Consider the following 24,544-nt stretch of genomic DNA (forward strand, 5'->3'; position numbering starts at 1 on the left):
GTCAAATGAAGCGAATGAAGACATCTCTGTCAAAGCCAAAAACATAAAAACCATGAGCTGCCTGGTATGCAGCCCATGGTTTTACTTCGAACTAGCTTTAGTTCTCAATCAGAAGCTTCTTAGCAGCGCATGCGAGCATGCCGTCTGAAGGTCCCTCCAGCAGCGATTGATTTCGGCGTCTTCCATCGCAGCCGATAAACCCAGCAGCGGGAACACCTGCTGGCCGCAAGATAACGCGGTTTGGGCTGCTGTTATGCTTCGGGCGGTTATCTCTGCTTCTGTTGCATTTGATAATTCACCGTTACGCAGCAGCTCCTCCCATGAGCCTTCCACCGACTCATAAAAATCCGAAACAGATTGCTCCAACGCAGCTTTACGCTCCTCCAGCTTGCCGACCACATGAGAAGAGCCTCCCCTCTGTGTCGCAAGTGATTCTGCAGCCTCAAGGAAATGCTCAGCGATGCCGGCGGCGACTCCGGCAAAAGATACTTGAGCAAACGGAAGGAAGGGATATTGATAGATCGTTTCGTTCTCATACCCTTGGGTTTCCGTAAGTGAGAACGTCATCTCAAACGGCACGAAAGCATTCACAGCGGAAATCGTATGACTGGCCGTTGCCCGCAGCCCAAAGGCATTCCAATCCTCCAGAATCTCGATTTGACCAGGATTCAGGATAAAGGATCGAATTAGGGACTGATTCTGATCTGCAGTCAGTTCGCCAGTCGCGTCTTGTACCGTGAAACCCGGTTCAATTACTGCGTTGGCTGTAAAGGTCGTAGCATAGGTAGAACCGCTGCAATACTTCCAGCTGCCGTTCACAATAAATCCGCCGTCCACTTGTCTTGCCGTACCTGTCGGCATCCCGCTGCCCGCAATCACCGCTTCTCGGTGTGCGAATACGCGGCGGCTCACCTCCCGGCTCATCAGTGACGCGAAGAATCCTCCGCCTGCTCCAATCGTAACCAGCCATCCTAGGTTACCGTCGATCCTCGCACTCTCCTGAAAAATGCGCGCAGCCTCCGGCAGCGAGGTCATTCGTCCCTCAAGCTCATCGGGCACAAACAAGTGAAACAATCGATGATCATATATCGTTGCCAGCACTTCGGGTGTTACTTGTCTGTGCTTGTCCATCCCAAGTGCTTGTTCTCTTATGGTTTGAATCTGATGTGCTGTAAATAACATAACTCCACCGCTTTCCACTAACATTTCTCTGTCAAAATAATATAATGATTCCGACCTGGTACGAATGTACTTAATCTATTCTTTCGGAGCCGTATCATCGATCTGGATTAACACCTTCTCCAGGGATCCCATGAAGGACACGCGTTGTTCTTGATGATGTTGATACACGACCAACAGGCTGTCGATTTGAGATTGCAAGCTGCTCTTTAAGGCTTCCGGCTTGGAGGATACAGATAATCCCAGATCATCTGCATCCAGCTGCCGGATTTCTTCCATCAGAGCTCTCTCTGCATGGTTGATCTCCACCATCTCAAGCAGCAGTGACTTCAGCTTCACGACCTTCGCCAGGCGCTGTTCATTACTCCACTGCTCCTCGGGGGTCGAAACATCCACAAGCGATACGCTGTAGTGTCGCATGGCATCCAGCTCGCCAGAGTAGGTTAAAGCTCCTTCCTGAATCAGATGACGAACCCGATACTCGATAAAGGAGTCGGAAACGGTTAATTCACACATTCCGATCACCTCGCCAATAATGCGGGCTGATTTCTTGAAGAATCCATGTATGGCCTCAAGACGATAAACGGCTTGCAGTATATCTGCATCATAGTAAGATTCAGGAACAGTGTACAACCGCTCGCCTTGAAGGACGCGCAGGAACCCATCGTCGTTTACGAGACGCTGCCAATCCGCACGATAGCCAGCCTGATCCTGCGGCGACAATGGAACTTGCTCGGCAGTATCCAGCACGTTTTGAAGTTTATCCATAGCTAACTCAAACGTACCTCGATACGAAATGTTCGGGTTTTGCTTGTGAAGAAAACTTGTCGCATTCACCAACCTAACATCGAGATGGTCCGGAATCAGTGATAACAGTCTGCGCAGACCAAGTTGTTCCGAGGCGGAATCCCCTGCCCAAACCAAGCACGGCACCTCCCTCAGCTGCTCGGGCCAAGTAAGCCAAGCGAAGGCTGCTTGCAGCATCCCTAACTTCCTGTCATCCGCATGCCCAATGCTATACCGCTCCATAAACCATTCATTTCGGATGGCAAACGAACGGGAGAAATCCTCATCTTTCGGAAGCGGCCCAACCATGAGATCATCGCCCAATGTAACTACGATTTCTCCTGGTTTCGATCGCAGCATCATCTTTAACGACCCTGCGGTTGAATCGTCGAAGGCAATATGGACACGCGAAACATTCCCGCGATGCATCGGGGATTCGTGCAGGTAGGCTTCATTCCCCATCGCCCACTCTTTATCGAATAACTGGAGAAAGAGTTCGAGACTCTGATGCTTGCCTTCTGCCAGCAGCCTTGCTGATTCCGTATTCATCTTGTCCTTCAGCTTCAGAAGCTTTTCATAGAAATGGTTCATGGCTGTGCTTTTGCCCTTTCGATATTCCTCTCGTGTCATATGCTCCCGAAGGGGAATGAATGGATCATACATGCTTTGCCCCTTCCATCCGGAATAAGCAAATGTTCGGGCAATCCCAATAGCACCTATCGCATCCAGACGATCTGCATCCTGTACAATTTGGCCTTCCAATGAACGCATTGTACTTCCTGTTCCGCCCGAAAATGACATCGTACTGATAATCTCCAACACGTTCTCCTGGTCGGAAGCTTCCACACCGACTTGTTGCAACCAATGCTGAACCCGTTCGTAACCCGCTTCCTTCGATTCATTCAGCTTCTCGTCGGCTACATCATGGAGCCATGCTGACAATTCACATATGTATGCATTCGCACCTTCAAGATATGCCAGGATTCGCGCGATTCGGGTGACACGCTGAACATGCCACCAATCGTGACCGCTTGAATCCTGTCCGAGAACAGAACGCGCAAATTGTTGTGCTTGCTGAATGATTTGACTATATGTCGATTTCATCTGAATCATTATCCCCCATCCCTGGCTGTCGAACTCTAAACTCTATTATTCCCGATTTACCAGAACGTCGCAACAAAGAGTCGGTTTCAGGCAATAGTTTGTATCCCGCGCGTGCATATGGGCATATGATAAACAGATTGTGCTATCCATTCGTTTAAATCCGTATACAAGCCGTTTCCATAAGGATCGAGAAAGGAACGATAACGACCATGCTCGTGTTTATTCTTCCAGGTTTAAATCCGCATCTAAGCGAGTATACATTATCCACGGTTAAGCGATTTATTTCTAATGCGCGTCCTATCGTGGTTCAAATCGAAGAACAATCTGCAGCTATAATGAATGAAGCCCTATCCCGGGAAATGGATCCGTGGTTTATGACACTCTATGCCGGAGATGCTGTACAACCTCATGCCGAGAAAGAAATCGAACGGTGGCTGCAAACCTGCACTGACCGCTCACCTGGCTTTAGTGTGAATCCCGTTACGATCATAGATCAACCGGCCGCTAGTTACAGACCTGTTCCATCCTTCCGTTTTCCCCGCGGTCCCCTGTTATGGCGCACGAAGATTGTAATGAAGGAACAGACACCGGGTTTTACGACGAGGGATCTGCTGCCATTCCAAAAATACGTGTTGATCGATAAACAACTCCAGTTATCAACCCGATATGAGTGGACGGAAATGGTTTCCGATGGAATCTTATATCCTCATCGCATCGCCCCTGCCTGGATGAAAGAACCGGAAGAATGGAACGCAGTATCACCAATTCTTCAAGCTGCAGCCCAAGGACATACACCAACATTAAGAGCCGCCACTCCTCCAAAGGTGACGATTGCTCTGTGCACCTATAATGATGGCGAATATCTTCCTTGGGCTGTCCGATCCGTATTGGCACAGACCTGTGGGGCTTGGGAGCTTGTCATTCTGGATGACGGTTCATCCGATGAAGAGACGACAGCTTATTTGCAGAGACTGCCTGTGGATCCCCGAATGAAGTTGGTCCGTTTGGAGGAAAATTCAGGGAAGTCCCGAGCACTGAATCAAATTCTGAATATGGCGACAGCCCCCTGGTTATTGGAGCTTGATGCCGATGATTGGCTGCCCCCCCATGCACTGGAAATTCTCTTACGGGAAGCAGAGAGTGTGCAGAACGCTGCCGTCATCTATGGTGACCATATGGAATGGCTTGAACGCTCAAATAAAGAACTGGTATATCAAGGAGTTAAGGCTGCGCCTTTTCCCCTGTCTTCCCTATTGCTGCTGAACGATGCCCCGGCTGTTGCCCCGCGCATGTTCAATGTCTCTATAATCAAGCAGCAGAAAGGCTGGGTCCATAATACCCTCTATGAAGGAAGACTGTATGAAGATATTGGGCTTTTATTCAAGCTATCCAAAACCAGCAAGCTTCACCATGTCCCGGAGGCGCTTTACCACCGAAGACTAAGAAAAGCCAGCATGACCCATCGCTATCCCCACCGCTATCTGGCATGGAAGAGCTCTTTAATAGACAAGTTAAATGAATCGGAATTGGCAAATCACTCAGAGGGGCAGAATGCGCACATATGAGATCGTATCATTAAATACGGTGACCACTTGTGAGGTAGGGATATAATTCGAGCTCACAACCTCCACCGTAATTAATCCGTTTGCCGAGGAACGCAACTGCCCCTGCAGAAATTGATTGGTCTGAATAACCTCTACCGTCCTGCCCACGAATGTAGCCAGAATTTCTGAAAAATCCATTCTGTTCTCCCTCCTCTCTTTTATCTAAGCGATAGACAACAGACTGCGGAACGGAATGATGTCTATGCTGCCGTTCGGCTCGGCAATCTGTATATAATCCTCACCGATGGCTATGAGCGTTCCGAATACGGAACCTGCCGTGGTTACAATAGTAATCCGAGTATTCAGCCTTCCTCTTAATAAAGCAAGGACACCGCTGCTTTGTCCTACTTCTAAACCATTCACCTGCTCCTGCAGCGCATTGATGCGTGCACTCACCTGCTCCTGCTGCGCGATGATGCGTGCATTCAACTGAGCAATCTGTAATCGGATCTGTACAATGCTGCGTATGAGTTTGCGACGTAGAATCAGGATTTTCCTCCACACCGAATGAGAAGGTTTCGCCTGCTTTTTCTTTCTTCGGCCAGTGATTTCCTTGCACTCACAATCATGACCAAGGTTCCAATATCTCCTCACAAGAGCTTCCTCCCTTTTTGTAGTTCATTGGTACCTTATGTTAGCGTCGGGACAGTGGTAACTCGGAATGTACAAAGATAAGAAAATGGCCTAAAGCTATAGGCTTCAGCTGTCCATGGCTCGAGGAATGCTTCCTGATCATTAAAGGATTTTCCGCTGCACCTGGTGTTCTACCCATACAGATGTTTGGGATGATACATATTTTGTTAAATAGACCATTGCACCAGTGAGGAGGCTAATCTTGAATAAAATCAAGCAGCACCGCCGACGCAAGTCTACAACCCATCGAGCCGCATCACGTCGCGGGAAACATCGCCGCCTGAACCTGAAGTACAACCGCAAGAAGCCAACGGCTTCCCCGCTCGCTCCCGCGGTCTCATTCCCAACGACGTACTCGCGGTCCGTACAACACATGGAGCCTGTCTCTGTTCAGTCAGCCACAGCGGCGGCTACGCTGACTGCCGAGAAGATCGGGCCAAAGACCAAGGCCCTATACGATGTTATACGTTTTCCCGTTATCGATTGGCAGTTTCGATGGCAGCGGCCCCAACAACTGTCTGAGCAGTTTGCGCAGCAGGGGAACCGGGTGTTCTATGTAACTCCGGAGATGATTAGCATAGGTAAAGAAGATACATCCAGAGAAGAAATCAGTCGCCAGGTAAAGGTCAAAAATATTGATCGAAATATATGGCTTGTCACCTTATGCGCGAATCGGCCGTTAAATCTATACCAAGATGAAATGGATCGTTGGGATATTCAGTATTTAAAATGGTCGGTTGAATATGTTCGGGATAAATTCGGACTATCCCAACTGGTCTCGATTGTGGATCTCCCGTTCTGGACTCCGCTCGTTACCGCGATGGATCAGCATCATATCGTCTACGACTGCATGGACCATCATGGCGGCTTCTCAACGAACGACAAATCCATGCTCCTGCTGGAAGAACAGCTGCTTCGGGAAGCAGAGCTTGTGGTGACAACCTCTCAGCATCTGTATGATTGGGCCGCCCATTACAATCCGGCCACTGTACTTATCCGCAATGCAGTAGATTCCGATTACTTCTCGAAGCCTCCGGATGAGGTTCTGCCCGAACTTGAATCCATCCATCAGCCCATCATCGGTTACTACGGGGCTATCTCGGACTGGTTTGATATTCAACTGGTGGAATCACTGGCCCGAAGCCGGCCGGAATGGACGTTTGTCCTCATTGGACACACCTTTGGCTGCGACACCTCGGGGATCGAGGAGCTGAGTAACGTATTATTGCTGGGAGAAAAACCGTATCATGAACTTCCGGCGTACCTGCATCGGTTCCAGGTTGCTTTAATTCCGTTCAAGAAGAACCAACTGACGTTAGCGACCAATCCCGTCAAGCTGTATGAATATTTGGCAGCCGGTAAACCCGTCATTTCTACGGAACTTCCTGAAGTAAGGACGGTTGCAGGTAACATCGTCACGATTGCCGATACGGAAGTGCAATTTGAAGAGGCGATTGAAGCAGCTCTGCTTGAGTCCGAGAACAGCGCAATTGAACAGCGGCGGCAATTTGCCGAATGCAACAATTGGTCTCAACGTTATGAAGCACTTCATGATTATATTGTGCAACATCTATATCCCAAGGTCAGTGTTATCCTGGTTGTTCATAATAACTGGTCCTATACGCAGCAATGCCTTCAACGACTCCTCCAACCGGGTCACTATCCTAACCTGGAGATTATCGTTGTTGACAATGCCTCGAAGGATCAGACATCCTCCTATCTCGAGAGCCTGCGTCATCCGTTGATCCAGGTGATAACCTCGTCTACGAATCTTGGTTTTGCCGCCGGCAACACCCTGGGGTGTGAGCACGCCAACGGAGAATTTATCGTCCTGTTAAATAACGATACACTTGTTCCCGACGGAAGCTGGATCTCTCGTCTGCTCAGACCTTTTCAAGAGGATGCCAAGCTTGCTATGACAGGTCCGATGTCCAATCATGTGGGAAATGATCAAGCGCTGGATCATTTTATAGGGGATGCTGTTCAAGGTGCCCATCCACGTTGGCTTACCGAATTCTACGAACGTTATCGGCGAAAATACCGATATACGGATCTGCTTGGATTTTTCTGCGTAGCCATCAGGCGGAGTGTGTGGGAACATGTGGGTGCACTGGATCCCGCTTTCGGCCTTGGAATGTTTGAGGACGATGATTATTGCGAGCGCGTCAGGAATGCCGGGTACCGCCTGGCCATCGTTGAAGATGCCTTTGTATATCATCACGGCAGCGTTACGATCAATAAGCTGAATAATAATGTCTATAACGAGTTATGGAATAAGAACAAAGCTTATTATGAACAAAAGTGGAACAAACCGTGGAGAATGCCAAAAGGGCCGAATAGTATTTTTCATTTAGTGGATCGACCGGCCGAAATCGCCTCCAGAGTCAACCAAACCGGGAAGAAAGTAGTCCTGGTGCTCGGACTTACCGTATGGGAAACCAATTCCAGGCGCTGGCAGCAGATCGTGAAGGGATTATGCGAGAACGAGGACCTCTTGGTGATCGTGTATACCCATCTATTTCATGGCAATCAAATCGTGGGAACTCGAAAAATAGGACCCCAGCTGTATTTTACAAACCGGATTGATTTGTTCTCTGAGGTCAGGTTTGATCTAGTCATTTATTGCGGCTCTACGGATATCCACCCTCAGGTCCATTCCGTTCAATACTGGGCCGATTCCTTAAGCTATCATGAACAACAGCTCAATTCCCTGCATACTAAAGTATCGAAGCTGCAAGTATTGGAACCGATCGGTGTATCTCAAGCGGTTAGCCATCTATGCTTGTCTGTTCATGAGGTAATAGAAAGATAAGTTAAAAAACAGCCCCTTCATGATAACTGAATGTGACGTTCAGATCATGGAGGGGTTGTTGTTGTATAGATTTATTCGGTTGATTCCTGGTCTTTCCGCCGACTCAAATAGTTCATGACCACTTCAGGATGATGACCCTCATAAGGCCGTGTGACGATATCATATTGTTCGGGTTTGAAGTTCCAATCCGGCTGTCCGAGATTCATCTGCACATTGACATCGCCTCTTCGGTTATCGTTGAACTTGATTTTGCTGCCGAGTGCATAGTGGTAATGATACACGTTCACATCGCTTCGCCCGCGGGGTATGCTCCATATACTCTTGCCTTCTGCCGCCTCCAGCGTGCAGTGATGCTTCTCGTCACGATAGCGTATTCCTTGTTTGCCCCGCCACATTCTGGTGATGTCGTTTGACCAGCGTTCATCACCGGGACTGTTCACCCGGATCGTCCATGGATCCCCCCAGAAATTAACGAAGGGAAACTGATAGATATCCACATCGGATCGGTTCATGAGTTCCGGCAACACTTCAGCAAAACGATCCTCCATCATTTCATCGATATCCAGATTCATGATCCAGTCTCCTTGAGCCTGGTCAATCAGAAAGTTACGTACCACGGACTCGTTCCAATCCTCGGTGTATGGCAATCCGCTCTGCTGGACATGAAACAGTCGGATCGCATACCGATTCTGGAGACGTTCAATCTCTTCGATGGTTCCATCTGTACTGCCGCCATCGGCAATGATGATTTCATCCGCGAAGCGGCTTACGCTTTCTACATACAGGGGAATGAAGGTGATTTCATTTAATACCGGTACAATAACTGACAGCTTCATAGCGATTTGCTCCTCCTTATTGAGAAGATTGTTCGAGTATCAATTTTCGCATCGCATTAACATCGCCTCTTGCTAGGCTATACCGCTGATACAGCGCGTAATTGGAATCGTAATTGGGATTCCCGTCAGGTCCTACGAATGGATGCCAAAAATGAACCATTTCCCCTTCCAGGCGGATATGGCTGCCGACCAAGGTATCCAGCGCATAGGCAAAAGCCTCATCTTCCCCGCCCCAACCGACAAATCGTTCATCATATCCTCCTACCGCTTCATAGGCTTCGCGGCCAAGCACATTAAATCCGCCAACAAATGCGGTCGCCTGCTCCGCGGCTGTTTCAGTTTTAACGGTCAATGGCCATATGTTTTCTTGCTGCAGCAGCAAATGCGATTTTTCTTTGGATAAACGAAGGATCCGGCTGAAGGGAATGACCCACTGCCCGCTATTTACGTAAGTCAAGGACTCCTTCAATAAAGCCGGATCGTATACAATATCGCTATCTGCAATGACAATAATGTCTTTGTTAGCCTGTTGATAGGCACGATTGATGGCTTTGGATCTGCTAAAGAGCTCTCCGGAATCCGTTATTTCGCCTACGCATACTTCGACTTCCGGCATAACCTGCGCGTAGTAGCCCAATACCCATTCAAAAGCTGAATCCCTGGGTCCGTTACCATCCGATTGATACGGAATCAGCACGGATACTCGATTTAACACACGCATCCCTCCTTCATAGCCATACTACCTATCCAATTGGAATAATACGCTTAACCAGCGCCCAATCCCCTGCTCTATCGTCCAGAATGACTCAATGTAATGTCTGCACTGCGCTCCAATGTCATTCAGCTTGCGCTTTTGTCCTATCCATGAATGGATCAAGTTCATAAAATCTTCCGGATTGTCGCTGTCCAGGATCAAGCCATGCGCTTCCGGGTGAGCCGCTGCCTTGACGTTGCCCACATGGGTCCCTAGTACAGGTACCCCGCATGCATAGGCCTCCAGCGCTGTTGCTCCGCTTCCCTCATTCGCCGATGTGATCAGAAGAAGATCCAGCTGATGATAAAAGTTAGGCATATCTTCATAAGAATACGCCCCGGACGTTTCCATAAATGTAATCCTTTCATCATGACGGAAGTGGTCTCGGATTTGCTTATATAATGTAGTGTAATTTTTAGATCGTTTAGCAGGATCACCGGCCCAACCGATCACAAGCGGGCTGCTGCTCCTGCGTAATCGGGTTGATGGTTGAAAGATTCGATGATCTACAAAATGCCCGATATATTCCACGTTCGCCTCCGGCGCAACCTTTCGCAGAGCTTGATTAAGCTTTTCGTTCATCGCGCCAATAACCCCGATTCTAGGGATGACAAGCCTGAGAAACTCCGGGTCGGGGACAAGTTCATCTAGTTGCCATTCCCGAAGAGTCTCATAATTCTGACTGAAGTAATAATAGGAGACAGCGGCTGAAGCATCGATTCGAATATGCTTGAATATGCAGTAAGCTGCGATCCCCAGGCACAACGAACCTATTCGTTCATAGGCCTGATTGATATCATCGCTGCTGTGCTGTTCCAGAAACCGATCCAATTCTCCGATGGACATCAGGTCCAGAGCGGGATGATGCTGTTGAATGACCTTTGCATGCTTTCCTAAGATCCACCACTCCACATCATAGATCAGCAGATGCCTTCCCATAGTTCGAACACTCCTTTATGCTCATATTGGATTATATTCGTTCCCAGGTCTCCAAGTTTGTCACCGCGGCATAAATGATGAATTTGTCCATAATTCACGAAAAAAAGAGCCCCCCATACAGATAAGTTCTGTATTGGCATGGCTCTTCGTACGGATTGTAGTTCATGGAGGATCGAGATCGACTTATGCTCTTTTATCCACGATATGTTTGTTCTCCTTAAACTCATTTACATCCTTTCGAAGCATTCTCATCTCTTGAAGCATGGCATCCATTCTAATGATGATTTTGGATGAATTGATCGCGTAACGAATGACAATGATGGCAACGACGATACTTAACACGGTCATGAAAATCCCAACAAACTCCATAAAATATGAAACCTCCATTAATTATACTGAATAAATCCCTTTAGCAAACCTTGCATCATCGCAAAGACCAGCTCGGAGTCCTGAAGCTCATTCTCCTTAATTCGGTGCAGGCATTCCGTTACGCTCATTCTTACTACGTCGATGTGCTCGTATCCCTCGAGCTGCTGATCCGCTTGACTGATTACCTCATCCGTATAATAAACATGGGCAATCTCATTGCATCTCCAGGACGCCGGATACAGCTTGCCCAGATAATGAAGCTTGCCGCAGGTGCAGCCCGTTTCCTCCATCATCTCACGGCGTGCTGCCGATTCCAGGTCCTCCTCCTCGCCTACGCCACCGCCGGGTAACTGAATGACGTAGTCATCCACCGCGGCGCGATATTGACGGATCAGCAGCAGTTGATCGCCATGCTTAGCCAGAACAACAACGGACACATGATTTTCTTTCGTATAATACACTTTACCTGACGCTTCCTCGTAAATCGAAATTCCGTTATGACGGATCAACAATTGGGTATTAACCATGCAGGCAGAAGCTCCTTAACAATAAGATAGATTTATACTTCGAATTCATCTTTGAGGATGGAGAATAAATAGGAATCATGGTAAGCCCCTTTAAACCACAGGTGCTGACGAAGATGTCCTTCCTGCTTCATTCCGATATGGCGCATAACCGCAGCTGACCCGATGTTTCTAGGCCGGCAGGTGGCGTAAATCCGATGAACTCCCAGCTCCTTAAAACCAAAACGGCACATGACGCTAGCCGCTTCCGTAGCATAACCCTGTCGCCAATAGGCGGAATTCAAGCAGTACCCAAGCTCTGCGTTTGTCTTGGATCGGTGAAGACCCACACCGCCGATTAAATGGCCGCTATCTTTCAGTACGATCGCCAGTTCATAGCTGTCACGGGGGCTCTGCTCTTTCATTTGTTGGATTTCCTTTAAATATTCTAAAGTTTCCTCTTCCGTATTCGGTCCCCACATCGTATACTCGGTCACCAATGGGTCAGAGGCGTAAGCATGAATACTAGCAAAATCCTTCTCCTGAAAATCCCGGATCACCAGTCTTGTTGACTCCATCTGCATATGTACTCACTCCTTGAAATTAACCTTCATCACAACACGGCATTTTTTCCTGATTATACCACACCTTGGATTTTGGAAGACAAAAGAAGCCTGGGCATCTCATCGCCCAAGCTTCATGGCAACCCTTATATTAGGATACACCGTCCAGTTTCTCTTCGCTGCCGTACGTATGAAATTTATGAAAATAACGGGAGAGCACGCCATGTCTCGGAGAGATCAGGAAGCTGAGAATAAATACAATACCCGTGGCAAATGCCATAGAGCCCGAGATGGAGGTGTCCAGCCATAACGCGACATAGTAACCCATGAATGCAGAAATGACGCCGAATGCTCCGCTTAATACCAGCATGATGGAGAGTTTATCCGTCCATAGATAGGCTGCTGCGGCAGGTGTTATAAGCATAGCTACCACCATGATTGCTCCCACGGCATCAAACGATGCAACCGTCGTGATGGAGACCAGCGACATAAATACATAGTGCATGAGTACGACAGGAATGCCGATACTGGCTGCAAGGGCCGGATCAAAGGACGTAATCTTCCATTCCTTGTAAAATGCCAGTATCACGAGGACCACAACGATGAGTACGGCTGCAAGCATGAAGGTAGCTTTTGGCACCTCCCCTAAAAGGGGAACGTGCATCACATCCCAAGGCACAAACGTTATCTCTCCCATAAGGGCATGCTTGGTATCCAGATGCGCATTGCCAACCTGAGTTGCAATCAGGATAACGCCAATCGCAAACAAGGTGGTAAAGACAACACCGATCGATGCATCCTGCTGAACGCCCCGGGAATGAAACCATTGAACGAGGACCGCTGTCAGCAATCCGGCAATAATCGCACCGATCAGCATATGAGGTCCGCTTAGTTCTCTGGTGACGATAAAAGCCGTTACGATCCCTAGCAGCACAGTATGACTGATCGCATCGGCCATCATCGCCATTCTGCGCAATATCAGGAACACGCCGACGATGCCGCAAGACAATCCGACGAGAGAAGCCGTGAGCAATATCCATCCTGTATAGGTCATTGATTGCCACCCCTTTCGGATAGCCGTGGACTAAGAACGGCTTGATTGCCCGCGTCCAGATGTTCTTTTTTCTGGGACCGGAGCTGCAGTGCCTGAATCAGCAGGCCTTTCTCGGCTCCGAAAACCAGGGAGATCGTGAACAATACGGAAGAAGCCACAACGATGAACGGCCCTGTAGGCCACCCTTTTCCTATCGTGCTGACCAGCGTCCCGACAAACCCGGCGCCCCCTCCAAATATGGCTGACAGAATGACCATCATTTTGAAGGATTGAGTCCAATATCTTGCGCTGACAGCCGGAATGATCAGCATGGCCGCCATCAGAATAACGCCGACAGCCTGTATGCCGATGACGATGACGAGAACGAGCACCCCCATATAGAAAGTATTCATCAGACGGCTATTCAACCCTAATCCCCGAGCAAAATCGGGATCAAACAGAAACAGTTTCCATTCCTTAAAGCCAATCGAGACGACCAGAATAACTAAAGCTGCCAGGATGAGCATCGTAAAAACATCCTTACGAACCATGGACGCAGCCTGACCGAAAATAAAGTTATCCAGCCCGCTCTGATTTCCGCCCGCTGTACGGTTCACTATCGTAAGCAGCATAATGCCCAATCCGAAAAATACAGAAAGGATCATGCCCATGGCCGTATCTTCCTTAATGCGGCTGGAGGTGCGGATCCACTGGATCATCCAGGCTCCGATTAAAGCACTTGCAGCAGCTCCGAGTATCATCACCAGCAGATTCTTGCTTCCGGTCAATGCAAATGCAACCACGACACCGGGAAGAGCCGCATGAGACAACGCGTCACTCATCAAACTTTGCCGTTTCCAATAGGCGAGACAGCCGATCATGCCGGCTGCCATGCCCAGGATTAACGTGCTCAATAGCACCCATTGCGTGTTTGGTGATAGTAATGAATTCAGCATGCGTTACGCCTCCTTCATCCAGCGAAGCGAACCGCCGTAGGCGCGGTATACATGTTCCTTCGTGAATACGTCTTCTGTCTTCCCATGCGCAATGACCGTACGGTTCAGGAGCAGCACATGGTCGAAATAATCCTCAACCGTCTGGAGATCATGATGGACCACCATTACGGTTTTACCGGCCATTTTCAGATCCTTCAGCGTGGTCATAATCGCCCGCTCGGTTGCAGCATCCACACCGGCTAACGGCTCATCCATGAAATAGAGGTCGGCATCCTGGACAAGCGCCCTTGCGAGGAATACGCGCTGCTGCTGTCCACCGGAGAGCTGGCTGATCTGCCGGTCGGCAAAGTCCGCCATGCCCATTTGATCCAGCGATGCCATCGCTTTTTCCTTATGGCTCTTATTCGGTCGCTTCAGCCAGCCTACCCGGCCGTATAAACCCATCATGACAACATCCAGTGCATCGGTCGGGAAATCCCAATCCACGGATCCGCGCTGCGGCACATAACCGACACGAGTTTTGGTTTTGCTTAAGCTTGATCCAAAAAATGAGACATTACCGGACAGCTTGGGGTGAAGCTCCAGCATGACCTTTAACAGCGTTGATTTACCGGCGCCGTTCGGCCCGACAATACTGGTTAAAGAGCCTTGTTCCACATTAAAAGAGACATGGTGGAGCACTTTATTTTTACGATAGGATGCATTGAGGTCTTGAACTTGAAGTACAGACATTTTATTCACCACTTCCTGTTAATGCATGATAGATGGTTTCAACATTATGACGATACATTCCGATATAAGTTCCTTCCGTTGTTCCCGCTTCGCCCATAGCATCGGAGAAAAGCTCTCCTCCAAGCTTTAAATCCAGCCCTTTCTTGGCAGCACCTTCAATAACGGCATTAATCGATGCTGGATTGACACTGCTCTCAACGAATACAGCAGGCACCTTGTGCTGCAGGAGAATATCGATCGTTCCGTTGATATCCGAGAGGCCGATTTCATCCTCCGTACTCAGGCCTTGCAGTCCAACTACCTCCAGACCATGCAAGCGGCCGAAATATCCAAAGGCATCATGAGCGGTTACCATGACCCGTTGCTCTTGCGGAATCTGACTCAACTTATCATTGGCCTCCGCTTTCAATTCATCCAACTGGGCAAAATACTTCTGCTTGTTCTCTTCAAAATAGTCGGCATCATCCGGGGCCAGGGACTTCAGCTTCTCTACAGCCGAATCCAAAGACGCTTTCCACAAATCGATGTCAAACCATACATGGGGATCGATGGCCTGCGTATCATTCTGCAGCAATTGATCCTTCGGGATGGCATCCGCAATCGCCAGTACAGGTTTGTTCTTACCGATCTGTTCGAATATTTCCGTCATGTTGCCTTCGAGATGAAGCCCGCTATAGAAAATAACATCACCGCTATCCAATTTCTTGATATCGCCTTGGGTTGCATTATATAAATGCGGATCGACGCCGGGCCCCATCAAGCTCAGTACCTCGACCCGATCTCCCCCGATAACGGAGAGGGGTTCCGCAATCTGTCCAATGGTTGTAACTACGCGGATTTTCTTATTTCCCTGTTCACCCGCTGCTCCTTCCTGTTTCACTTCTCCCGAAGCGCACGCGGATAACACCAGCAGCAAACTCAGAATGGCGGCTGCCCCTATTAATATCCTGTTTCTACTAGTCCTCTTGTTCTCCATCTTCTTCTCCTCCACTCCACATCAATAATGAGTTTACTCAATCCTTAGACAACCCGGGAAAATCTCAAGCCCCGTCCTGCCACGAACCAATTATTTTGCTCAAATGCAACTTTAATTCCTATGTACAAAAAATAATCCATCTTTAGGTATTTGTCAATGTAATTTTGTGAATTCGAACATCCAATTCTGATGGAGCTCTCCATTACCCCTTGATTTTATTGATAATATACGTACATGAAGGGCTCGTTTTTCATCAAGGCAAAATATTTAGCTATATATAAAATATTTTAATGATTTGATTTTTGTTTTCTTAAACACACAAAAAGACGACTTCTCTATAAGAGAAATCGTCTTTTCTTTTGTTAATATTCCCGGTATCGCTAAAACTCTACACCACGCACTTTAGAATATACCTTTTCCACTTGTTATCCAAAAAATCGGATGTGCGCAAATTTGGTTTTCATTCGATCGAGTTTCTTCTTGGCTGAGCTGCGATGATCTGGCAATAACTTCACATTTGCCCATGCTGCGATACTCTCTACCACTTCATCAATCGATAGGTGATCCGTGTCGATATGATGCTGGAACACTTCATTCGAGAATCCGCTAATGCACCGGTCAATTTGTTGTGCGGCCCATGAGTTCGGGCCTTCCCCTCTGCTGCGCAGTCGTCTCAGGAGTACTTCCTTGGAAGCACACAACGTAAAATGATGTACCACCACGCCATCACGTCTCAAATTACCAACGATTTGATCAAAATATTCCGCGTTCGTAATGGTCATCGGCGCAATGATCAATTGATCGGATTCCTGGTTCAAATACTTAAACATGGAGTAATTAAACTCCCTCCACATTGGATAATGCTGAAAGTCATCGCGTTTCGCATCCCTCGGCACATTATCGCGAATGAAGTAACCTGCATTCTCCGGATCGTACACGTACGAGTTCGGGATTCTTCGCTGAAGCTCATGCGCAGCCTGGGTCTTCCCTGAACCAAATGCGCCGTTTACCCATATAATCATAGATGAATCCCCCTTCTTAACAGGGCAAGCTTTTATAAAGCCCTTTAATGATACGGTCCTCATATCCGAGGGATTAATGGAAATTCACCGATTCCTTTGCCTTGGTTAGCACGGGATACGATTTATTTTCAATTAATTTTTCCTTAGAAAGTCCGGTATTCGAGTCAACGTTTTTCCGTGATCACGGACAAAACCGTATGGTTCATACAGACCATGGGCATCCCGCGTAGACAATATGCCGAATACATTTCGGTAATCCTCGTGGGTAGTAATCGTTTCGATTAATTTCTTCCCCACTCCAAGCCCCCGATAAGCTTCATCCACATACACATCGCACAGCCAATAAACCGTTGCGCCATCCGTCACCACGCGAGCAAAGCCGATCTGTCGGTTGTTGTAATATGCGCCGAAACACGTAGAGCCTTCTAGCGATTTTTTGATTTTCTGGTCCGAGCGCTCGTTAGCCCAGTAGCTTTCCCGCAAAAATTGTACAATGGCGTCCAAATCCAAGAGGGAAGGATCGCTGCTAATAAGGACCTGCATTATATCGATGTCCGTCATCGCACCCACCTAGTTCTTTTTCCCGGAGCCGAATGCAATCACGTAGCCGTCCGGATCTTGAATCGCAAAATCCTTCCACACGCCCCAGTCCGCTTCCATAAATACAGGTTCCTGTGCCACTTCGGCCCCCCTGGAGGTCAGTTCCTCATACAATGCATCTAAATCGTGATGTGTATCCACGTAAGCATAGGTATCCCATCTCGTCACTTGGTCCTTGCCTACTGGATTCGGCGTGACATCTGAGCGGGATTCTGCCTGAATCAGTTTGAATCCGAGCGCAAAATCATCCCTGACCGCCCAAACGTCATTCACTTCACAACCCAGCACTTCTTGATAGAACTGTTTGGAACGTGTTAGATCGGATACCAATCGAACTTGGACTGAGAATTGAATCTTGTTCATAAGATCATCTCCGACTAGTTTTATTCCATATTACAACCGTCCAATTCGCTTAACAAGAGCTTTTCGTGAGCTTATTCTCAAGGCGATTTGTTCCCGTAATATTTTTGCAAAATCGGCGCGACTTTGTTCACGACATACCCGCTGCCTCCCCGTCCTTCAACATGCTCTACCATCATCGCGAGCAGGAGCTTGGACTCCGTCGTGTCAAACGCAACGAACCATCCGTTCTCCTGTCCTTTTTCGGCTTTGCTGATTTTGAGTTCGGCGGTTCCCGTCTTGCCAGCAAGCTCAATGCCCGAAATATCAGCACCGTGTCCGCTGCCTTTTGGATCCTGAACCACATCTACGAGCATACTCTTGATGATCTCGGCAGTATGCGAATCCAACACCTCTTTCGTCTCACTAGGACGGATCTCCTGCTCAGATGAATCCAGCACAGGCTGAATCAGTTTCCCGCCATTCATAAAGGGGGTATAGGCTAGTGCCAAATGCAGAGGACTCATGAGCACTTCCCCTTGACCATATCCGGAATCCGCGAGTTGAATTTCGCTTTTTATCCCCTCATTAGCTAGGCTTGCTTTCGGGAAAGGGAATTGAAGCGGCAGTCCCTCTTCGAAGCCGAACTTTACAGCTTCCTTCAAAAAAGGATCCGCACCAATCTCCAATGCTTCCTGCGCCAGATAGATGTTATCTGAATACACAAGAGCATCTCTTAGATTCAGGACAGGAACTTCCTTCACGCGTGTCACGTAATAATTTCCCCAGCTCGGATCTTTGGACCAACGCAAGCCGTGGATCTCCCTTACTTTTCCGGGGGTAGTGACCCCAAGCTTCAGACCAATCGCAGCCGTGATCGGTTTGAATACCGAGCCCGGAGCATACAGCTTAGTAAAACGATTCAATAGCGGCTTATCCGGATTATGGTTCCACTCATCCCACTGCTCGGTCGATAATCCAACAATGAAAGCATTAGGATCATAGGACGGGCTGTTAACCAATGCCAAAATTTCTCCGGTCTTAGGGTTGATGGCCGCTGCGGTACCTGCATCCTCACGAAATGAAGCAAATATGGATTGTTGTAGTTCAGCATCAATGGTTAGCTGAATATCCTGACCATCTACGGCTTCCTTCTCGGCTACGATATCTTTGACCTTACCCGAGGAATCCACGATTGATATCCGTTTACCGTCCCGGCCGCGCAGCACCTCATTATATACTTGCTCGGATCCTGATTTACCGATAAGTTCATTCGTTCCATACTGCGCTTCGGGCGCATTGGTCAAATCCTCCTTCGTCACTTGTCGGATGTAGCCTGTTAGATGTGCTGCTGCAGCACCGTAAGGGTAGACTCGAGCACGTTCATTCTTCTTTACTACGCCTGCCAAATCACTGTAATCCATTCTGCTCTGCTGCGCATTCAGGTTTAGGATGGGTACGAACAGATCATCCTTCACCCACGCCGCATCAAGCTTTCGCTTTATAATCTCGGTCGATACTCCCAATCGCTCAGCCAACTCAAGCAAGATCTGTTCTCTATCGTCACCGAGCTTACCCGGAACGATACCGATGACCTCCATGGTGCCATTAATGGCCAATCCGTGACCGTTTCGATCCAAAATCTCCCCCCTGCTGGATGGCAACGTCTGTACGTTCACTTTATCCCCGTCATTCATGGCTGGTAAAATCAAGGATGGATGCCACACTATTCGCCAAGACAGGCTCTTACCCTCGGTTTCATCGTCCTCTTTTGAAAGCTCAAACGAACCTTTTGCCTGCACCCGGCCTGCCGATGTTTCCAATTGGATATGGTATGGATAGAGTACTCGCTCATCCGTTGTTTCTTCAGTTACTTTAGCCGTAAAGTCAGGCGTTATGGTGAGGTCTGCAGCTCCAATCCCTTCATAAATAGTCTGAAATCGTGTTATAAATTCCTCCTTTGTCATCTCCTGTCTGGATTTGTGTGACAGCAGATCGTACATCGATTCATAGCTGCCTTCCTCCCACCATTCAACATACCGTTTTGCAATCTCTTCCGGATCCGGTTCTTGGTTGCGGTCACAGCCCGTATGTATTAGCACCAAACTCAGGCACAAGAAGACCCATACCCACTTCAAATGCATCGATTCCACTCCTCAAACCCCATATCATTAGACGTCATTACATCGTTCTCCTAACCATGAAAAGTATCATGATCAGGACACAATCCATCCCAATCAGCATCAACAACTTGGCATGCCGTCTCCGATGAATCGTTATCCCGGTTTCAATGAGCGAAACGGCAAGCAAGCTCCACCTCCACAATGAGACCTCCATAAGCGGAATAAGGAGAACAACCCAGAAAAAAATAATATCTAACCGAAGCATGCTGTATTGTAGAGTATACTTATAGCGTATCGTTGTGAGAATGCATGTTTTCCGACTCTGTACCCGTACAGATCGATTGGAGGTATAACGAGATATGAAATACACCGACATTATACAGTCAATAGAATGCCAAATACTGAATGGATTATTGAAACCAGGCAGCAAGCTGCCATCCATCCGTGCTTTGACAGAATCCTATTCTTGCAGCAAAAATACAGCCATACGGGCTTATGCTGAATTGGAAAAGAGACATATCATCTACGCTGTTCCCAAGAGTGGTTACTACATCGTTGAGGGCAGTGTACGCACAAACCGCCAGAACCCCGCGGACCAAGTGATCGATTTCCGATCTGCGGGACCTGACAAAGCGGTCATGCCCTACCGAGACTTTCAGCATTGCATGAACCAAGCGATTGAAATATATAAGGAAGAGTTGTTCACCTATTCCCAGATTCCGGGTTTGAAGTCACTTCGTGTTGAGTTAGCCCGACATTTATTCGATTTGCAGGTCTTCACGATTCCTGAGAGGATCTATGTTGTATCCGGTTCGCAGCAAGCGCTGCATCTGCTTGTCTCCCTCCCTTTTCCTAACGGAAAGAACAATATTTGCGTGGAGCAGCCCACGCATTTTAGCATGATGGACTCCCTCAAGATCCATCAAGCTGTGACATACGGGATTGAGGTTACGAACGACGGAATCGACTTTGGACAGCTCGAGGACATTTTTAAAACTCGCGATATCAAGTTTTTCTATACGGTCTCAAGGTTCCATAACCCTACAGGCTACAGCTATTCCAATGAGGAGAAGAAGAGGATTGTAGAGCTGGCGCAGAAGTATGATGTTTATATCATCGAGGATGACTATATGGGAGATTTGGATCGGGATTCAAAACATGATCCGATGTTTGCCTACGATCCGTCCGGCAGGGTGATCTACACGAAGAGCTTTTCCAAAGTCTTGCTCCCGGGACTAAGGCTGGGCTTGGCCGTGATCCCCGAAGAGATGAGTGAAATGTTCCAGCGGGCGAAGCACGCTGCAGACATACATAGCCCCGTGCTCATGCAAGGCGCACTCGAAATTTATCTGAAGAACGGGATGTTCCGTGCACATATTCAGAGGATGCGGCAGACCTATAGTCAGAAAGGAGCTCTGCTCCAGCAGGCTTACCAAACTCACCTGCCGCCCTTCTTATCCTTTACGGGTTCGCCATCCGGGTTTTATTCCACGATTCAGCTGCCGGTGCCATTGAAAGCATATCAGTTGGTTAGCCATCTGGAGAACGAGAACGTATATGTTCAGGATGCCAGCAGCATGTTCTTGCCTGAGTTTAAGAACGAATCCATGATACGGCTGAGCGTATCTCAAGTGAAGGAGGAACTAATCGAAGTCGGTGTTCAGAAAATTGCGGAAGGAGCCGCGGAATTGTTGAAAAGGCGTAGCGAGGTGAGGTTCATCTAGTCGGACCAGGTCGAAGGCGACCGGACCGACCGATGAAATAGGTTTAAGCGATGGGCGTTCCATTTGGCAGATCGACATCCGGTTTCAGAAGCACAACGTCTCCTGGCTCCGGTACCCCGCCGAGCACAAGCACTTCGGATTGATAGCCAGCTATGCGTCTCGGCGGAAAATTGACGATAGCTACCACTTGATTCCCTACGAGGGTGTTCGCATCATATCGATTCGTAATCTGGGCACTTGTGCGTTTGATCCCGAGCGGGCCGAAATCAATCTTCATTTTGATAGCCGGAACGCGTGCTTCCGGGAAAGGCTCTGCCTCCACGATCGTCCCGATCCGAATATCCAGCTTGGTCAAATCATCGATGGTTGCCATGACTATATCTCCTTACAGCTAGGTTATGTAGCAATTAATGATGCTTCACAACACAAATTTTATGTTTCATCTTATCACCTGCGTTTTCGGGAATTCAAGTGACAGATTGGTTTAGCGTGTTCTATACCGCTGGGGATCAGCTCGAGAACCAAATGGAGGTAAAGCATTCGACGCCTTCTATATTGACTCATTCTCCATAAGCTTCTTCCAATTCTGATGCTGCCTATATACCTTCTCCCATATCAGGTCCCGTTCGAATGTGGAATAGTTGACGAGCGGCTCATTAAATATGTCCGCCAGGATCTCAAACCATTCCGACTTCGATGAAATCTCTACCTTATCCAGGGCGTTGCCGCTCCACTTTCTCCATATGCAGCCTTTGAGTTCATTCATACCCAACTCGTGCCGTTGCCTGATAATGAACAGATCCATCCATGGAGATTCCGGTGATCGGCTATAAAATGCATGATTTGATTTAAACATATCCAGGCTGTTCACCACATCAGGAGCATAATCTACGCCTACAAAAGAATAATGGGGATCATGAATCAGCCTCCAGCCACGATCCGTTATGCGAGACGGCTCAAGCACATATTGAAAAGGTCCCTGTAGGTATTCTCCGAATTTCAATGGGATCGGCTCCCAGGGCATATCGCCCAGACCGACATCTACGAGCCACCTCTCTTCTTCCCCATGTTCATTCAATAGACATACGGTTATCCCGAGATGGAAGCCGTTAATCCGAGGTTCTTGTCCTAAGGGCTGGACTCCTGCCTGATGCCAATATGCCTTATAACCTAAGCCTCGAAGAAGCGCGGTAAAGGCTCCATTTAGATGAAAACAATAACCGCTTCGATGCTGGATCATAAGTTGTACCGATTCTTGTATATCGATGGATGTCGGTTTCCCAGCAAAAATATCCAAGGTCTGCCAAGGTATTCGCGCCACGTGTGCTTTATGCAGCTCGAACAAATATTCCTTCGACGGAGCCTGAATATCCGAGATGCCTAAACGGTCTAAATATGCCCTTACCTCACTTTGGCTGATCATAAGTGTACACTCCTACTTTTTTGCTTTATCATAAACAATAAACTGACCCTGATGAAATGGTCAGTTTCAACGTTTTATAAAAGACAGGTTAAACATTAACCGTGTTCAGCCCATGTTCCAAGCCTTTTGCAGAAGCCGTATTCCTGATTCCATTTCAACTGCGTTCAAGCCCGCAAATCCCATGTATAACCTCGGGTACTGGTTAGCATCTTGCTGGTGGTTCATCCACATTTTTCGCAGGTCATATACGACAACCCCGACCTTCGCCGCCTCCTGAATCAATTCTTCCGAGGACACATCTTTTTTAACGATCAGCTGAATGTGGAGTCCTGAATTCTGACCCGTAATTTCAACAAACCCGCCAAGATAAGCTTCGATCAACCCGATGAACTGATGATGTCTCTTCCTGTACAGATTACGCACTTTACGAATATGACGGTACCAGTGCCCCTGTTCAAAAAACGCAGTCATTGCCCACTGTTCCACGCGTGAAGGGGCAAAGAACACTTCCTGACGCATGTGGGATATTTGATTCAGCAGCGCCGGCGGCAGAACGAGATAGTTCATTCGCAATGTCGGAGTCAATACTTTCGAGAACGTGCCGGCATATATGACCCGCCCGTTGTTATCCAATCCTTGCAAGGAAGGAATGGGTTTCCCCTGGTATCGAAACTCGCCGTCATAATCATCCTCGATAATGTATGCGTTTTTGGCATGGGCCCATTCCAGTAATCGCTCCCGCTCCGGATATGGCATAATGCTTCCTGTCGGGAATTGGTGAGAGGGCGTGACATATACAAGCTGGGCATGGCTGCGCTCCAGCTGGTCAAGCGAGATTCCTTTATCATTAAGCGTTATCGGAAGTAAATGGCAGCCATTCAGCTGAAATTGATCTCGTACCAAGCTGTAACCCGGTTCCTCAACAGCGATATGTTTAATCCCTTGCAGCACTCTGGAAAGTAGCCCCATGCTATAAGCCGTTCCGGCACCTATCACAATTTGCTCAGGTGTTGAATTAACCCCTCTGGAATTCCGCAAGTATTCGGAAACCATGGTGCGAAGCCCGTATTCACCCTGCGGATCTCCATACATTCCAATGTCACTCACATGCTGTTCCAGCGCTTCCTTCAACATTTTATTCCAGGTTCGCAGCGGAAAAGACGCTTGATCTAATCGAGTGGGATTAAAGTCAATAAAACCTGGATTCAAGCGCCCATAGGAATGCATGACAGACATCGTGGTTATAGGGGGAATCTGCTGTTGATGGTGGTGTGATAGTTCCTGATATGGGTTCATGACATATAGCCCTGACCTCGGCTTGCTGGTCACATACCCTTCTGACGTTAACATTTGATAAGCTGTTTCTATCGGCGTTTTGCTTATATTGAGTTGAAGCTGAAGAGAACGAACGGAAGGCAATCGTTGTCCGTCGGGAATGGTGCCATTACGGATACCCTCACGAATTTGAAGATATAACTGCTGGTATAACGGGAACTCGCTTTGCTCGGGTAAAAGAATATCAAACAATTTGGAC

Annotated in this window: 24 protein-coding genes; 3 read left to right on the forward strand and 21 right to left on the reverse strand. The window is 48.0% G+C overall.

Annotated elements, in window-relative coordinates; all coding sequences use genetic code 11:
• Nucleotides 1–108: 108 nt before the first annotated feature.
• Both ACETK5_RS12835 and ACETK5_RS12840 read right to left on the reverse strand, forming a co-directional pair.
• Nucleotides 109–1,182 (reverse strand): acyl-CoA dehydrogenase family protein, encoded by a 1,074-nt coding sequence (locus ACETK5_RS12835; RefSeq protein WP_394056000.1) that lies wholly within the window; start codon nucleotides 1,180–1,182, stop codon nucleotides 109–111.
• A gap of 75 nt (nucleotides 1,183–1,257) precedes the next feature.
• The gene (locus ACETK5_RS12840; RefSeq protein ID WP_394056002.1) at nucleotides 1,258–3,069 is read right to left on the reverse strand and encodes a DUF3658 domain-containing protein; all 1,812 of its coding nucleotides are present in this window, start codon (nucleotides 3,067–3,069) and stop codon (nucleotides 1,258–1,260) included.
• Nucleotides 3,070–3,278: 209 nt separating this feature from the next.
• Here ACETK5_RS12840 and ACETK5_RS12845 point away from each other — a divergent pair, with 209 nt between their 5' ends.
• On the forward strand, nucleotides 3,279–4,634 hold the full coding sequence (locus ACETK5_RS12845) for a glycosyltransferase family 2 protein (RefSeq protein WP_394056004.1): 1,356 nt from the start codon (nucleotides 3,279–3,281) through the stop codon (nucleotides 4,632–4,634).
• Here the strand turns inward: ACETK5_RS12845 and ACETK5_RS12850 are convergent.
• On the reverse strand, nucleotides 4,608–4,811 hold the full coding sequence (locus tag ACETK5_RS12850) for a hypothetical protein (protein ID WP_100537022.1): 204 nt from the start codon (nucleotides 4,809–4,811) through the stop codon (nucleotides 4,608–4,610). The genes ACETK5_RS12845 and ACETK5_RS12850 overlap by 27 nt on opposite strands.
• A 24-nt stretch (nucleotides 4,812–4,835) precedes the next feature.
• The gene (locus tag ACETK5_RS12855; protein WP_243390669.1) at nucleotides 4,836–5,267 is read right to left on the reverse strand and encodes a hypothetical protein; all 432 of its coding nucleotides are present in this window, start codon (nucleotides 5,265–5,267) and stop codon (nucleotides 4,836–4,838) included.
• Between the two features lie 241 nt (nucleotides 5,268–5,508).
• Here ACETK5_RS12855 and ACETK5_RS12860 point away from each other — a divergent pair, with 241 nt between their 5' ends.
• Nucleotides 5,509–8,118: a glycosyltransferase gene (locus ACETK5_RS12860; RefSeq protein WP_394056007.1), complete on the forward strand. Its 2,610-nt coding sequence runs from the start codon at nucleotides 5,509–5,511 to the stop codon at nucleotides 8,116–8,118.
• A 71-nt stretch (nucleotides 8,119–8,189) separates the two neighbouring features.
• On the opposite strand, the gene ACETK5_RS12865 is transcribed toward ACETK5_RS12860, so the two are convergent.
• The 14 genes from ACETK5_RS12865 to ACETK5_RS12930 form a co-directional block, all read right to left on the reverse strand.
• Nucleotides 8,190–8,954 (reverse strand): glycosyltransferase, encoded by a 765-nt coding sequence (locus tag ACETK5_RS12865; RefSeq protein ID WP_326114973.1) that lies wholly within the window; start codon nucleotides 8,952–8,954, stop codon nucleotides 8,190–8,192.
• A 16-nt stretch (nucleotides 8,955–8,970) separates the two neighbouring features.
• Nucleotides 8,971–9,669 (reverse strand): galactosyltransferase-related protein, encoded by a 699-nt coding sequence (locus ACETK5_RS12870; RefSeq protein ID WP_394056008.1) that lies wholly within the window; start codon nucleotides 9,667–9,669, stop codon nucleotides 8,971–8,973.
• 24 nt (nucleotides 9,670–9,693) lie between these two features.
• Nucleotides 9,694–10,647 carry a glycosyltransferase family 4 protein gene (locus ACETK5_RS12875; RefSeq protein WP_100537018.1) on the reverse strand — a complete coding sequence of 318 codons (954 nt, stop codon included), beginning with the start codon at nucleotides 10,645–10,647 and terminating at the stop codon, nucleotides 9,694–9,696.
• Nucleotides 10,648–10,830: 183 nt separating this feature from the next.
• Nucleotides 10,831–11,016 carry a hypothetical protein gene (locus ACETK5_RS12880; protein ID WP_394056010.1) on the reverse strand — a complete coding sequence of 62 codons (186 nt, stop codon included), beginning with the start codon at nucleotides 11,014–11,016 and terminating at the stop codon, nucleotides 10,831–10,833.
• Between the two features lie 17 nt (nucleotides 11,017–11,033).
• The gene (locus ACETK5_RS12885) at nucleotides 11,034–11,543 is read right to left on the reverse strand and encodes an NUDIX hydrolase (protein WP_394056012.1); all 510 of its coding nucleotides are present in this window, start codon (nucleotides 11,541–11,543) and stop codon (nucleotides 11,034–11,036) included.
• A gap of 32 nt (nucleotides 11,544–11,575) precedes the next feature.
• Nucleotides 11,576–12,103: a GNAT family N-acetyltransferase gene (locus tag ACETK5_RS12890; RefSeq protein ID WP_394056014.1), complete on the reverse strand. Its 528-nt coding sequence runs from the start codon at nucleotides 12,101–12,103 to the stop codon at nucleotides 11,576–11,578.
• A gap of 130 nt (nucleotides 12,104–12,233) precedes the next feature.
• Nucleotides 12,234–13,136, reverse strand: coding sequence for a metal ABC transporter permease (locus tag ACETK5_RS12895; protein WP_394056016.1), 903 nt, complete (start codon nucleotides 13,134–13,136; stop codon nucleotides 12,234–12,236).
• On the reverse strand, nucleotides 13,133–14,071 hold the full coding sequence (locus tag ACETK5_RS12900) for a metal ABC transporter permease (RefSeq protein ID WP_326114981.1): 939 nt from the start codon (nucleotides 14,069–14,071) through the stop codon (nucleotides 13,133–13,135). Before ACETK5_RS12900 ends, ACETK5_RS12895 begins: the two co-directional genes overlap by 4 nt.
• A gap of 3 nt (nucleotides 14,072–14,074) precedes the next feature.
• Nucleotides 14,075–14,803: a metal ABC transporter ATP-binding protein gene (locus ACETK5_RS12905; protein ID WP_326114982.1), complete on the reverse strand. Its 729-nt coding sequence runs from the start codon at nucleotides 14,801–14,803 to the stop codon at nucleotides 14,075–14,077.
• Nucleotide 14,804: 1 nt separating this feature from the next.
• The gene (locus ACETK5_RS12910; protein WP_394056018.1) at nucleotides 14,805–15,779 is read right to left on the reverse strand and encodes a metal ABC transporter solute-binding protein, Zn/Mn family; all 975 of its coding nucleotides are present in this window, start codon (nucleotides 15,777–15,779) and stop codon (nucleotides 14,805–14,807) included.
• A gap of 425 nt (nucleotides 15,780–16,204) precedes the next feature.
• Nucleotides 16,205–16,801, reverse strand: coding sequence for an AAA family ATPase (locus ACETK5_RS12915; RefSeq protein ID WP_326120640.1), 597 nt, complete (start codon nucleotides 16,799–16,801; stop codon nucleotides 16,205–16,207).
• 132 nt (nucleotides 16,802–16,933) lie between these two features.
• Nucleotides 16,934–17,362 carry a GNAT family N-acetyltransferase gene (locus ACETK5_RS12920; protein ID WP_326120641.1) on the reverse strand — a complete coding sequence of 143 codons (429 nt, stop codon included), beginning with the start codon at nucleotides 17,360–17,362 and terminating at the stop codon, nucleotides 16,934–16,936.
• Nucleotides 17,363–17,371: 9 nt separating this feature from the next.
• Nucleotides 17,372–17,764, reverse strand: coding sequence for a VOC family protein (locus tag ACETK5_RS12925; RefSeq protein ID WP_100537008.1), 393 nt, complete (start codon nucleotides 17,762–17,764; stop codon nucleotides 17,372–17,374).
• A 77-nt stretch (nucleotides 17,765–17,841) separates the two neighbouring features.
• Entirely contained in the window at nucleotides 17,842–19,884 is a 2,043-nt protein-coding gene (locus ACETK5_RS12930) for a penicillin-binding transpeptidase domain-containing protein (protein WP_394056021.1), read from the reverse strand.
• A 338-nt stretch (nucleotides 19,885–20,222) separates the two neighbouring features.
• Between ACETK5_RS12930 and ACETK5_RS12935 the strand changes: the two genes are divergently transcribed.
• Nucleotides 20,223–21,587, forward strand: a complete 1,365-nt coding sequence (locus tag ACETK5_RS12935; protein ID WP_394056022.1) for an aminotransferase-like domain-containing protein — start codon at nucleotides 20,223–20,225, stop codon at nucleotides 21,585–21,587.
• 43 nt (nucleotides 21,588–21,630) lie between these two features.
• Here the strand turns inward: ACETK5_RS12935 and csaA are convergent, their stop codons facing one another.
• The 3 genes from csaA to pdxR form a co-directional block, all read right to left on the reverse strand.
• A complete protein-coding gene (gene csaA / locus ACETK5_RS12940; protein WP_100537005.1) occupies nucleotides 21,631–21,960 on the reverse strand; it encodes a chaperone CsaA in 330 nt (109 codons plus the stop codon).
• A 177-nt stretch (nucleotides 21,961–22,137) separates the two neighbouring features.
• Complete coding sequence (locus ACETK5_RS12945) at nucleotides 22,138–23,010, reverse strand: arylamine N-acetyltransferase family protein (RefSeq protein ID WP_394056024.1); 873 nt, start codon at nucleotides 23,008–23,010, stop codon at nucleotides 22,138–22,140.
• A 105-nt stretch (nucleotides 23,011–23,115) separates the two neighbouring features.
• The gene (gene pdxR, locus ACETK5_RS12950) at nucleotides 23,116–24,537 is read right to left on the reverse strand and encodes a MocR-like pyridoxine biosynthesis transcription factor PdxR (RefSeq protein WP_394056026.1); all 1,422 of its coding nucleotides are present in this window, start codon (nucleotides 24,535–24,537) and stop codon (nucleotides 23,116–23,118) included.
• Between the last annotated feature and the right edge of the window lie 7 nt (nucleotides 24,538–24,544).

The sequence above is a fragment of the Paenibacillus ilasis genome (assembly GCF_043195395.1).
In the GTDB taxonomy this organism is placed as follows: domain Bacteria; phylum Bacillota; class Bacilli; order Paenibacillales; family Paenibacillaceae; genus Paenibacillus_AQ; species Paenibacillus_AQ lautus.